The organism is Rhodococcus sp. IEGM 1307, assembly GCF_030056915.1.
Classification (GTDB): Bacteria; Actinomycetota; Actinomycetes; order Mycobacteriales; family Mycobacteriaceae; genus Rhodococcus_F; species Rhodococcus_F opacus_D.
This window is the reverse complement of the sequence record NZ_JASHKW010000048.1, coordinates 1-12875: the sequence shown is the minus strand read 5'-3', so window position 1 is coordinate 12875 and position 12875 is coordinate 1. Positions and strand designations below refer to the sequence as shown.

At 62.7% G+C, this 12875-nt stretch carries 11 protein-coding genes; 2 read left to right on the top strand and 9 right to left on the bottom strand.

Features of this window, described 5'->3' with window-relative positions; all coding sequences use genetic code 11:
- Positions 1–133 precede the first annotated feature (133 nt).
- The 9 genes from QM841_RS43725 to QM841_RS42495 all read right to left on the bottom strand — a co-directional run bounded on the left by QM841_RS43725 (position 134) and on the right by QM841_RS42495 (position 10046).
- Entirely contained in the window at positions 134–1060 is a 927-nt protein-coding gene (locus QM841_RS43725; protein ID WP_502943340.1) for a phosphotransferase family protein, read from the bottom strand.
- 155 nt (positions 1061–1215) lie between these two features.
- Positions 1216–1983 (bottom strand): SDR family NAD(P)-dependent oxidoreductase, encoded by a 768-nt coding sequence (locus QM841_RS42530; RefSeq protein WP_283336736.1) that lies wholly within the window; start codon positions 1981–1983, stop codon positions 1216–1218.
- 53 nt (positions 1984–2036) lie between these two features.
- A complete protein-coding gene (locus QM841_RS42525; RefSeq protein WP_283336735.1) occupies positions 2037–3236 on the bottom strand; it encodes an acetyl-CoA C-acyltransferase in 1200 nt (399 codons plus the stop codon).
- A 17-nt stretch (positions 3237–3253) separates the two neighbouring features.
- On the bottom strand, positions 3254–4486 hold the full coding sequence (locus QM841_RS42520) for an acyl-CoA dehydrogenase family protein (RefSeq protein ID WP_105423946.1): 1233 nt from the start codon (positions 4484–4486) through the stop codon (positions 3254–3256).
- A 40-nt stretch (positions 4487–4526) separates the two neighbouring features.
- The gene (locus QM841_RS42515; protein WP_283336733.1) at positions 4527–5564 is read right to left on the bottom strand and encodes a phosphotransferase family protein; all 1038 of its coding nucleotides are present in this window, start codon (positions 5562–5564) and stop codon (positions 4527–4529) included.
- 33 nt (positions 5565–5597) lie between these two features.
- A complete protein-coding gene (locus QM841_RS42510) occupies positions 5598–6686 on the bottom strand; it encodes an alcohol dehydrogenase catalytic domain-containing protein (RefSeq protein WP_283336731.1) in 1089 nt (362 codons plus the stop codon).
- 31 nt (positions 6687–6717) lie between these two features.
- Positions 6718–7995 (bottom strand): dihydrolipoamide acetyltransferase family protein, encoded by a 1278-nt coding sequence (locus QM841_RS42505; RefSeq protein WP_283336738.1) that lies wholly within the window; start codon positions 7993–7995, stop codon positions 6718–6720.
- Positions 7996–8046: 51 nt separating this feature from the next.
- Positions 8047–9066 (bottom strand): alpha-ketoacid dehydrogenase subunit beta, encoded by a 1020-nt coding sequence (locus tag QM841_RS42500; RefSeq protein ID WP_283336730.1) that lies wholly within the window; start codon positions 9064–9066, stop codon positions 8047–8049.
- Positions 9063–10046, bottom strand: a complete 984-nt coding sequence (locus QM841_RS42495; RefSeq protein ID WP_283336728.1) for a thiamine pyrophosphate-dependent dehydrogenase E1 component subunit alpha — start codon at positions 10044–10046, stop codon at positions 9063–9065. Before QM841_RS42495 ends, QM841_RS42500 begins: the two co-directional genes overlap by 4 nt.
- Before the next feature lie 261 nt (positions 10047–10307).
- Here QM841_RS42495 and QM841_RS42490 point away from each other — a divergent pair, with 261 nt between their 5' ends.
- Together QM841_RS42490 and QM841_RS42485 are read left to right on the top strand one after the other, a co-directional pair.
- The gene (locus QM841_RS42490) at positions 10308–10943 is read left to right on the top strand and encodes a TetR/AcrR family transcriptional regulator (protein WP_005264941.1); all 636 of its coding nucleotides are present in this window, start codon (positions 10308–10310) and stop codon (positions 10941–10943) included.
- A 266-nt stretch (positions 10944–11209) separates the two neighbouring features.
- A complete protein-coding gene (locus QM841_RS42485) occupies positions 11210–12697 on the top strand; it encodes an MFS transporter (protein WP_283336726.1) in 1488 nt (495 codons plus the stop codon).
- The last annotated feature ends 178 nt before the right edge of the window (positions 12698–12875 follow it).

Below are 12875 nucleotides of genomic sequence, written 5' to 3'. Positions count from 1 at the left end.
CAGTTCGGTTTGCGTTCGATCGGAGTCTCCGCATTTCGGATCTCGAGGCGGAGCAGTTTCCGACCATCCGCGCTTGGCCTCTGATTCAAAGTGTTCATCGCCTCAACCTGTGTTTCCTCATGCCCGGCATGCTTCACCTACAGCTCGCAGTGGAGAGAATGTTCCCCTCAATTGCTGCGATTCCCCGTGTCACCAATGGTGTGATCACTGCTTCCACTCCGATGCGACCAACTGTGCCACTGGGTGGCGATGTCCTACCGGAACCGCAGATTCGAGCTGCCACCACGAGGAAACCGAAAGCGTAGTACCACGACATCTCAGTGGAACTAATCCGGAGACCGCTTCGTTCACTGTATCGCTCGACAAGCTGCTCGAACGACGGATAACCGCGGTGAGCGCTGGGGCACCCGAACAGCTGATTTCTCACGCCGTGTAGGCCTGACCAAAAGACCTGCGCGATGCCAAGGTCGACGAGTGGGTCGCCCACCGTCGCATGTCTCCAATCCAAAACGGCGGAAACTCGAACGACGTCCGAGAGCAGCCAGACGATATTACGGAGTTGGTAGTCGCCATGGCGAAGGACGGATCGGCCAGGTCTTGGGATAGTCGCCGCGAGGGAGTCGAACAGTTCCTGGAGATCGGGGCGCGCAGTGATCCCAGCTCTCTCGAGATTTTTGTGCACCTGCGCCAGATGAACGTCCAGACTCGCTTCGTCGGCACATAGCCGATCAAGGCCGGTCGCGTCTAGGTCGACACCATGAACCGAGACCAATGAATCAACGAATTGATACCCCAGTGCGTTCCGTAGATGTACTGGAACAGTATCCAGCTCAATGTCCGTTCGAAGTACCGCCCCGGCGACTCTCCGAGCAAGGTAGTAGCGAGATGGTCCTGTATTACGCTGAACGATTTCCGGTACCGGTACGACCGCCGCACCACCGAGTGCTGCTTGTACTGCGAGCTCTGTCTCGATGCCGTCGTGATCGTCGACAGCCCGGTGGAGGACCCAGTGCTGTCCTCCACCGTCTACCGAGTAGCCCCGACCGAGCCGAGAATCCATCGTGCTTCGTAGGCTTAGGGTGGCACATTCGTCAAGATCACCTGACTCAATCAGACGGCGACGAATCTCTTGGAGATCGGCATCCGGGCGCACAGCGCTTGCGACCGCTCTTCTCACGAATGCTCCCTTTCCACAACGAGAAATGTCTTGACGAATTAGCGCGGCGACATGCGAAGGGCACCGTCCATACGGAAGGTCTCACCGTTGAGGTAGTCGTGTTCAACGATCATCTGGGCGAGCTGTGCATACTCGGCGGGCTGACCGAGGCGGGAGGGGAACGGCACGCCCGCTTCGAGGCCCTTGCGGTATTCGTCGGTGACGCCGGCGAGCATCGGGGTGTCGATGATGCCGGGGGCGATGGTGTTGACGCGGATGCCGAACTGCGCGAGGTCGCGGGCGGCGGGGACGGTCATGCCGTGCACGCCACCCTTGGACGCGGAGTACGCGATCTGCCCGATCTGGCCCTCGAACGCGGCGACGGAGGCGGTGTTGATGATGACGCCGCGCTGCCCGGACTCGTCGACGGTGTCGGTCTTGGCGATGGCGTCGGCGGCGAGGCGCATGACGTTGAACGTGCCGAGCAGGTTGACCGTGATGACGGTGCGGAACAGTTCGAGGTCGTGGGGGCCCTTCTTCGACAGGATGCGCCCGGCCCAGCCGACGCCGGCACAGTTGACGACGATGCGCAGCGGCAGACCCGATTCGACGATCTTCTCGATCGCGGCCTGGACCTCGTCGCCGCTGGTGACGTCGGTGGCGAGGAGGGTCACGCCGTCGGGGACGTTGTCGCCGGCGCGCTCGATGGACTGCTGCAGGTCGAGTCCGAACACGGTGGCTCCGGCGTCGGCGAGACGCTTGGCGGTGGCGGCGCCGAGGCCCGAGGCCGCTCCGGTGACCAGTGCGGCGGAATCTACAATATTCACAGTGCTTCTCCTGCTCGGAAAATGTGGAGGGCGTTCTTCGTGTTCAGCTGTTGCTAATTCGGTGCTGCGCGGCGTGGCGACTCGAGGATTATGGCGATTCCCTGCCCGCCGCCTCCGCATAACGCGGCAGCACCTAGACCGCCTCCTCGGTGCCGAAGTGCGTGCATGAGCGTGAGAGTCACTCTCGCGCCCGACATGCCGACTGGATGACCGAGTGCGATCGCACCGCCATTGACGTTGACCAACTCGTCGGTGATTCCGAGGTCGCGCATGGATGTGATCGCGACACTTGCGAATGCCTCGTTGACTTCAAAGAGGTCGAGGTCTGTCAAGGTGATTGTCTTGCTTCGTCGGATCGCTTCGACGATGGCGTTCGAGGGCTGGTGTAGAAGCGAGGTGTCTGGGCCCGCGACCAGCGCATGTGACCTGATCTCAGCCAGCCACTCGATGTTTCGCGCCTGGGCCAGCTCTTTCCGCATGATGACCAGCGCGCAAGCGCCATCCGACAATTGAGATGAGGAGCCTGCCGTTGTGATGCCGTCGGCGGCGAAGGCAGGACTCAGGCGTGCGAGTGACTCCGGCGTGGTGTCCGGCCGAATCCCTTCGTCGGCTGTGATCGTAGAATTTCCCCGTCGTGATGAAATTTCGACGGGGACGATCTCAGTTGCGAAGGTGGAATTTGCCGTCGCCGCCGCGGCACGCCGGTGTGATTGTGCAGCAAAGGCATCGAGCTCGACCCGGGTGAAGGATTCCGCTGCTTGGTACCGCTCTGTCGCCGCGCCCATTGACGTTTGATCGAACGCACAGGTCAACGCGTCACGATCCAGGGCATCTTCGAGAGGGTGCGGACCATAGCGGTAGCCTTTGCGCGCACCCCGCGCGAGGTAGGGGGCGTTGGACATCGATTCCATTCCGCCGGCAACGACGACATCGGCGTCTCCTGAGCGGATCAGGTGGTCAGCAGAGATGATGGCTTGCAACCCGGAAAGGCACAGGTTGTTCACGGTTGTTGCGGGCACTGTCATCGGTAGCCCCGCGGCAACGGCGGATTGCCTCGCGGGGTTCGGGCCCACACCAGCTTGCACCACGGTGCCCATGATGACGCTGTCGACGTCGTTGGCGGCGACCCCGGCGCGCTGGACGGCAGCGGCGATGGCATGTGAACCGAGTTCCACTGCCGTGAGTGGGCTCAGCGCTCCACCAAGCCTTCCGATCGGTGTGCGAGCACCGGCGACGATGACACTTGCGGACACTACGGATCTCCTCGATATCAGGATGGTTGATCGGACTGGGTGGCGTGCTTGCGGAGTTCGCGGGTCGCCAGCACCATGCGGTGAACCTCGTCGGCACCGTCGATGAAGCGCATGGTGCGGGCCTGGGCCCAGAGCATCGCCAGCGGGTGATCCTGTGTCATTCCACCGGCGCCGTGGACTTGGATCGCCTTGTCGAGGACCCAGCCGACCGCGTCGGGGGCCGCGACCTTGATCGCGGAAATCTCGGTTCGCGCCTCCCGCGCACCCACGGTGTCGATCAGCCATGCAGTTCGGAGGACGAACAGGCGGAGCTGGTCGATCTTGACGCGTGACTCGGCAATCCAATGCTGGACGATCCCCTGATCAGCGAGTCGTTTGCCGAACGCGGTCCGCTCGTCCGCTCTGCGGCACATCAACTCGATGGCGCGCTCGGCCATTCCGATCATGCGCATGCAGTGGTGAATTCGGCCGGGACCGAGTCGGGCCTGGGCGAGTGCCTGCCCGCGCCCGCGTTCACCGAGCAGGTGCCGCTTGGGCACACGAACGTCGTCGAAGCGGACTTCTGCATGCCCACCGTGGGCTCCGTGCGTGAAGCCGAACATCGACAGCCCCCGAACGAAGGTCAGGCCCGGTGTGTCTCGGGGCACGAGTACCAGACTGTGTCGCGAGCGAGGATCCGCGTCCGGGTCGGACACGCCCATCACTACCAGAAGCTGACAGTCACTGCTCATGGCGCCGGTCGACCACCACTTTCGGCCATCGATCTTCCAGTGATCGCCCTCGTCGGTGATGGTCGTGGTCAGATTCGACGGATCCGATGATGAGACGTCGGGCTCGGTCATGCAATAGGCAGATCGGATGGTGCCGTCAAGCAAGGGCTCGAGCCACCGTTGCTGCTGCTCGTCGGTGCCGAACAGGCTGAGCAGTTCCATGTTTCCGGTGTCGGGAGGATTGCAGTTGAATGCTTCCGGAGCCACCTCCGGACTCCACCCGGTCAGTTCGGCGATCGGGGCGTACTGCAGGTTGGACAGTCCGGCGCCGCGCGGATCATGTGGGAGGAACAGGTTCCACAGGCCCTGCGCTTTGGCTTCCTTCTTCAGATCCGCCATGATCGCCGGTCGTTCCCACTGCAGGTCCCCGGCGGCGGGATCGTCGTGGAAGTGCTTTTCGGCGGGGAAGACGAACTCTTCCATGAATGCCGAGACCCGATCGCACATCTGCTGGGTGGTCGAGTCGAAGGTGAACTCCATGTCAGTCCTTGGTCCTTGTATTCACGGTAGGGGCGGTAGGTCAGGGAAGGGCCGCGAAGCCCCGCTCCGCGAGCGGCTGGACCATCGAACCGATGTTGTCGAACCCATCCCCCACCGTCTCTCCGTTGACGAAGCGAAGGTGGATGCCCTCCAAGATGACGGCCATCTTGTAGAAGGCGAAGCTCGAGTACCAGCTCAACTCGCTGACATCGAATCCGGTAGTCCGTGCGTAGCGCTCGACGAGGTCGTCGAAGGAGGGGTATCCGGGGTGCGTCGACGGAGTGCCGGCAATGGGGTTGGTGATGCCCTCCCATCCGGACCAGAACAGGTGCACCAAGCCGAGATCGGTGAGGGGGTCACCGAGAGTGGACATCTCCCAATCGAGCACGGCGGCGATCGTCGGCTGCTCGCCGATCCGCGCAATCATATTGTCGAAGCGGAAGTCACCGTGGACGATCGAGGCCTCGGAATGCTGCGGCAGCCGCTCGCCGAGCCGCCTTCCCAGCTCTTCGAGCACCGGCAGCTCTCGGGATTTCGACGCGGCGAGTTGCTTCCGCCAGCGTCGCACCTGCCGCTCGAGGAAGCCCGCCGGCCGACCGAACGTGGTCAGGCCGAGCGAGTCGTAGTCGCGAGTGTGCAGCGCCGAGAGGCAGTCGATGTACTGGTAGGACAGGGCCGTGCGTTGGGTCGGGTCGACCTCGCTGAAGTCGCTGTCCGTGCGAAGGACCTCGCCGTCGATCTTGTCCATGATGTAGAAGCTTCCCCCCGCATCCGGTGCGGCATCGTCGGCGTACACGATGCGCGGAACCGGAACAGGGCTGTTGGCCAGTGCCCGCTGCACGGCGACCTCACGCTGCATATCGTGTGCGGTTTCGAGGCGGTGCCCGATCGGCGGCCGGCGCAGGATCCACTTCCGGTTCGAGCTGGCGAGCTCGAACGTCAAGTTCGATCGCCCACCGGCGAGCAGACGTACCGCGAGTTCGTCGGAGGGATCCAGTTCGAAGAGTTCCTCGAGCTTGCTCCGCACGTGGGCGAGATTGAAGGGCGCGGATCGCGCGATCTCGTCGACCTGGTTCATAGGTTCCTCAATATCGTTAGCAGTATGGGTGTTTCAGGGGTTGGCGACGATGCCCGTGCCCACGGGAAGCTCGTTCCGAACGAGGATCTTCACGTGGTCGATCGTGCCCGCGGTCGGCCTGAGTGCCGCGAATACGTCGTGGACCGCGTCGAGGCTGGCGTACCCGGTCACCATGAGAGACGGGTTGAACCGCCCGGTGACGAGGTGGTCGAACGTCCGCTCGAATGCTTCGTAGGTCTGTTCGCCTCGTCCGGGTCCACCGACAAACTCGAGGGAGACATTCTTCAGGATTCCGGTGACCGGGCGGATTGTCTCCGGGCGCATCGCCGAGCCGACGATTATTATCCGTGTGTACTTCGGCGCGGAGGTCATCAGCTTTCGGAGGATGTCCTTGGCGCCGGAGGCTTCGAAGACGAACGTCTCAGCGGTGGAGTCAGTTTCGTTTTTCAGCGCCTCCATAGGGTCCGTCTGCAATGGATCGACTGCCACGTCGGCGCCATATGCGAGCGCAAGCTCTCGGCGCCGAGCAGATGGATCCGAAGCGACGATCGGGTGTATTCCACGCACCGCGAGTTCGATGACCGATCCAAGCCCAACCGGACCGCAGCCAGTCACCACCGCAGCCGCCCCTGACCGAATTCCCGAGCGCAGCACTGCGTTGACGCCTGTGGCGAGCGGCTCGGTCACAGCCGCCGTGATGGGATCGATGCCTTCCGGGATCTTCAGATGCCCGCCCGCTTGAACGACTGTTCTTTCGGCGAGAGCTCCCGGAGAGGTATCACAGTAGCCGACCGTGTGGGTCGTTCCATCGGCCGTCACGATCCACGGGAGAGCAACGATCCGGTCCCCGACGTCGTAGTCGGTGACGTCGGGGCCGAGCTCGAGTATTCGGGCTGTGAATTCGTGGCCCAAGACGACGTCGCGGCGCGGATCGAACACTTCTCCGAGAACGTCGGCCTCGAGATGTGCGGCGAGAAAGTCGTCGGTGTGTTGCCATGCCGACAGATCACTGCCACACACACCTGCGGCGAGGGGCTCGACGAGAAGCTGGCCGGGACCAGCTACCGGTTCTGCAACGTCAGTCGCGATGATGGTCCCCTGCCGAAGAACGACAGCCTTCATCGGTTCCCTCCTACCACGTCACTGTTCGCCATCAGCCCTCCGAAGGCCAGTTCTCGAGCGTCTTCTGGACACTGATCAGGGCACGCAATGCCTCGGCGCCGTCAAAGGCACGGTGGTCGAAGGTCAGCCCGAGGCGAGCGATCGGGCGAATGGTCAGTAGCTCGGAGGTGCCGTCGGCGCTTCTGCGGGCGACGGGTGTGCGGACGATTGCCGGGACTCCGAGCGAGGCAACCTGCGGCTTCGTGAGAATGGGGGTCGACACGACCCCGCCGACGCTGCCGGAGTTGCTGATGGTGATCGTTCCGCCGGCGAGATCTTCCGGTCGTCCTGTGCCGTTGGCGAGAGCGGCGCTCGTCTCGGCAATGGCATCGGCCAGCTCGGTGAGGGACAAGGACTGTGCATCACGAATAACCGGAACCAGAAGGCCGTCCGGCGTGTCTACGGCGAGGCCCAGGTTGACTGTCTGCCATTGCAGCAGGTGGGTATCGGTGAAGGTGGCGTTGACGACAGGGTGCTCAGCAATTGCCTTGCAGAGCGCGACGGCAATGAAGGGAAGGTAGCTGAGCTTGGCTTCGCCGCGTGAGGCTCGATCACGATTCAGCTTGGCGCGGGCAACAGCGACCGCGGAGAAGTCGACATCGACCTGCGCGGTGAGCTGGGGGGCGGTGTTCCACGATTCCGCGAGATTCTTGGCGATCGCGCGCCGCAGCCTGGTGTGCTCCGTTGCCGAGTACGCGACGTCCTCGTATCCCGTTGGCACGGTGAGTTCTGATTTTTGCGCCTGGAGAAACCCACTCTTGCTTGCGAGTTCACCCGCGGACCGCTGGTCCTGACCTGCTGCCGGGCTGCCTCGGCGTGCCCCTGCAGGTGGCCGGTTGACCGGTGAGAACCATGATGCAGCGAGAACGAGGGAGTCGGTCGGGGGCTTCGATTCTTCGAATACCACCGCCGGGGTGCCCTGTGAGCCTGTCACTGGGGTCGCCACTGTCGACGGCGAAGGTGAAGCGGCCGGCGACGGCGCAACTGCGACATCGCCGCCCTGTTCGCCGCTCGCGGCCGCGATCGCGCGGGCCACCTGGTCCGGGTCACTGTCGACCGGGGCGAATCGTGCGATGACGTCGCCCACCGGAACTTCTTGCTCAATCGAGGCGACGTAGCTGATCAAGATACCCGATTCGGGTGACTCCACTTCGGTGTCGACCTTGTCGGTCGATACCTCACACAAGGCATCGCCTTCGTTGACTTCCTCGCCCGGCTTGATCAACCATTCGGTCAGTAGGGCGAATTCCACGGAACCCATGTGGGGCATGTGGATATCGGTAAGTTCGAGCATAGTGAGAACGTCCTCGTTTTCGAAAGGTCAGTCGCGGACTAGGTGTCGGGCCGTCTCGACGATGTCGGAGACACTCGGGAAGCAGTGATCCTCGAGGAATCGGCTCGCGGGAATCGGTGCGTCGACTGAACCGAGCCGTGCAATCGGCGCTTCAAGCCAGTAGAAGCACCGCTCCTGGATCAGTGCCGCGATCTCGGCACCCGGACCAGCCGTTCGGGGAGCTTCGTGCACGATCATCGCCCGACCTGTCTTGACAACAGAGTTGATGATCGTCTCGCGGTCGAGGGGCACCAACGTCTGGAGGTCGACGACCTCGAGCTCAATTCCCTCCGATGCCAGTACCGTCGCAGCTTCCAGTGCCCGCGGCACCATGCAGCCGTAGCTGATGACGCTGACCGTCGATCCCTCGCGGGCGATGGTGGCCTTGCCGAGGGGCAGCACGTACTCCGGATCGGTGAACACCTCACCGCGCTTGAAGTTGAGTTGCTTGCTCGGGTAGTAGAGCACCGGGTTGGGGTCGCGGATAGCCGCCTTGAGGAGCGCCTTCGCGTTTGCCGGGTTGGACGGTACGACTGCCTTCAGACCGGGGAAGTGCATCGGCAGCATTTCCATGGATCCCGAATGCTCCGGGCCCGCACCGCCGCTCGGCCCGATCGGCATGATGATGACGGCCGGCAACTCGAACTGACCACCGTGCATGTGCCGCCACTTGCCGAGCTTCTGGAAAATCTCGTCGCCGGCGATCAAGCTGAAATCTGCGAATCCAAGCTGGACGATCGGCCGCATGCCGGTCATCGCTGCTCCGGCGGCCGCGCCCACCATGAACGCTTCGGTGATTCCGGTGTTCCGGATCCGGCTAAGCCCGAATTCTTCGACGAGGCCACGGGTGCCGCCGAAGAAGCCGCCGGAAGCAATGTCCTGCCCCATCAGAAAGACCGAGTCATCACGCCGCATCTCTTCAGCGATTGCGGCGCCCTGTGCAGCCTCGTAGCTGAGAACGGTCGTAGATCCAGGAGCGTTGGCGGGTGCGGGTGTCGTGGTGGTCATGCGAACACGTCCTTGAGGATGACGGAGGGATCAGGCAGCGGAGCGGCTTCGGCTTCGAGAAGCGCTTGCGCCACCTCGGACTTCGCGTCTGCGATGATTCGATCGGCCGTGGCCGAGTCGATTCGCTTACGCATGACTTCCAACGGATCCGTATACGTGGAGAGGAAGTCGGCAGGCCGATACTTCTGAGCGTCACCTTCCCAGTGGCCCCCGACACGGGTGACGACAGCTTCGATCAGGGAGGGACCCTGGCCGGCCCGGGCCCTATCGATCGCGTCCTTCACGGCAAGGTAGACCTCGACGGCATCATGGCCGTCTACGCGGACTCCCGGGATGCCGTATGCGGATGCGCGCTCGGCGATCGTTTTGGTCGGGCTGACGGAGTCGAACGTGGTCGACACGGAGATCCCGTTGTTCTCGCAGAAGTAGACCAAGGGCAGGCGCCATCGTGCAGCTTCGAGCAGGCTTTCGTGGAAGGTGCCGCGCGCGGCTGTCCCGTCACCGAAGTCCGCGAGGGCAATCTGATCGGTTCCGCGCATCTGCGCCGAGAGGGCCGCGCCGGCCGCTACCGGATAGACCGACCCCAGTGTTGCGCCCTCGCCCATGATTCCGAGGGCCGGATCGGCCCAGTGGGGCACGCCGGCGCCTTTACCGCCGGTCGAGCCGGTTACCTTACCGAGGAGATCGCCGATGATCGGTGCGAGACCCATTCCCTTTGCGAGCGGCCACGTCGCTCCTCGACCTTGGTAAAAGAGGTAGTCGTCGGGGGCCATCGCCGCGACAGCGCCCGCCACGGCGCCTTCCTGCCCCTTGCCTGGATGCCAGAATCCCGCGAAGCCGTGATCCCGAATGTGCACAGATACCGCGTCCTCGACGGCGCGGGCTCGGGCGATGACGGTGAACATTTCCAGCAGCAGTTCCGTGCTCACCGTCGGTGATACGGAAGCTTCGGGCCGGTGCTCGCTGTGCGGCGACGCCATCGTGGCCTCCTTTTGCGTAGTTCGTGAGAGATACCGGATTGGTGGCACCTCTTGTTTTCTCGACACAGCCCGTCCACAGGACGTCTGTGTCTGCAGTCACAGATCAGAGTAAGTGGATCGAGTGATTCAATCAAGTGCGGAATTGTTTTAGATCGCTGCGTCCCCCTCTCGCACCCTTTAAAAATCGCTCATGAGCTGCAGTAATACCGGCGTGTGGATCACGCGATATGATCACCTATCCCACCAACGAAAGGCGAAACCGTGCCTCGATCCAATCCTCGCGATGGAGCGGCCACCCGGCGTGCACTCATCGACGCGGCGACCAAACTGTTTGCCTCAGAGGGCGTCGAGAAGGTGTCCATTCGGGCCATCAACGCCGAAGCAGGGCTCGGAGCGGCGTCGGCTCACTATCACTTCGGATCCAAGGATGCGATCCTCGATGCTGTACTGATCGATGCCGGCGCCGACGTGCTCGCTCACATTCACGCGCTCACGACAGCCATGGTCGACTCAGGGGCAACGCCGAATGCCAAGCAGATCGTCAACCTCCTCGCAATCCCATACCGGAAGTACCTCGGAGAAGATCCCGACAAGGGCGTGCGGTGGCTGACCATCTGCGGCCAACTGAGCCTGGCGAACGACCCGCGCCTGTTTCCGGTCGAAGACGACACCGCGAAGTTGCTTCGCAAGTTGCTCGAGCGCGCGTACCCGCACGCCGACGACGACAGCCTCGAACTCAACTGGTCTCTGACGGTCAACACCCTGATCGTGATGGCCGCCCGATGGTCGGACGCCAGCGGTGCCCAATCACGCGCTCTGTCGGATGAGAAGTTTGACGTGCTTGTCGACTTCGTGGCCGGCGGGCTGGAGACCCTGATGCGCAAGGGCAGGGTCTGAGCCATTCGCCTGCCGGTGCTCCATTCCGAAATGGCGGCCGGTCGAGAGCGCGCAAGCGCCACCTGCATGCCCCTGTAGCTGCGCACCACCGAGAGACGAGAGAAAATCCCGCACGGTCTGCTTAGTGGATCACTTGACAGAATCGATCGCTCCATCTTACTGTGCCTCACATCACAAGGTTTGAGCGACGCTGATCCTCCGACCGCTGCGCACCTCCCCGCGCATCAGCGTCCCACCTTTCCCGTCAGAGAAATGCAGGAAGCAAGATGACCGCTACACCCACGGACGGTGCGTCGCAGGAGACGCTCGATAATGACACGATGTTGCCACCCGAAGGCGTCGGACACAGATCGACTGCTGGATGGATCGGCGTCCTCGTCATCCTGGTACTTCTCTCGGAAGAAGTTGCCTATGCATTCAATCTGGTCACGCCAGCCCTGCCGAACATGGCAGCAACATTTCAGACACCCCATATAGCCTGGGTATCAACACTATTCACTCTGACCGGCGCGATCAGCGCCCCACTCGTAGGTAAGCTTGCCGATCGTGACGGCAAGAAGAAGTGGCTGCTCATCACGACCGGTTGTATGGCGCTCGGGTCACTGATCGTCGCTCTTGCCCCGACCTTCCCCATCGTGTTGATCGGGCGCGCCGTCGAAGGCTTCGGCCTTGCCATTGTCCCCATCGTGTACTCGCTGATGCGTGACATCTTCCCGAAGCGAATGCTCGCCGTGGCCGTCAGTCTGGCGACAGCCGGTATCGGCGTCACCACAATCACCGGACCGATCTTCGCCGGACTGCTCATCGACAACTTCGGCTACCAGGGCGTCTTCTTCGCGCTCGCAATCTTCCCCCTCATTATCGGCGCCCTGGTCCTCCTTGTCGTCCCAGAGTCCCCGATCCGTGTCTCCACCCAGATCGACTGGACCGGCGGCTTACTTCTGGGCGCAACCATCGCTGTCGTTCTGTTCGGGATCGGCGAGGGCGGCACATGGGGTTGGACGTCGTGGAAGACCCTGCTGTGTGGCGCACTTGCAATAGCGGCCTTCATCGTTTGGATTCAGCACGCCAAGCGGTCCGACCACCCACTGATCGACCTGTCGGTCCTGCGCGGCCGCCCCATCGTCACCACCTTGATCACCCAGTTCACCGGCCAAGCCGTCATTGCCTTGCAGTTCGTCCTGCTGTCGTTCATCGTGCAAACCCCCATCGCACTCGGGCTGACCTACGGACTCGGCGAGACCGCCGGTTTCATGGCGCGGATCACCACCCCTGCAGGTGTCGCCTCCGTGTTGATGGGGCTCCTCGTGGGATATCTCGCCGAACGTCGTGGAGCGCGCCTGCCGAACTGGATCGGATTCGCCTTGATGGCTGCTGGTTCCCTGTTCCTCGCGTTCTCGCACAAGGAGTTCGTCCCCATCCTTGTCGGCTACCTCATCTACGCATTTGGCGGAGGTCTGATCAGCGCGGCAATCCCCAATCTCGTCATCGCCGCAACACCCGTACGACTTCAGGCAGTTACCGCCAGCACGGTCAACGTGGTCGGATCCTTGGGAAGCGCTGTTGCAGTGCAGATCGGATTCGCGATATTGGCCCTCAATGTCGCCACGGTGGTCGACGGATCGCCAATCTACGGTGGCAGCGGCTTCACAACGGTATACGTCCTTGCGGCCGCGCTCGCGGTAATCGGCCTTATCGCAACGCTACTCATGCCTCACGGTCGCAAATCGCAATCCACGGAAGCGCTGACCTAAGGCCTGTCGATCCCACGGTCGTGCGGAGCTCCTGCGAGCTTCCGCACGACCGGGTGTCGTCGTATCCCTCACTTCTTCATCCATGAAATCCGAACAAGAGTTGCAGGATCAGATCACCCGTGTCCTCACACTATGACGTCGTTGTCCTCGGAGCCGGTCCCGGTGGGTACGTCGCTGC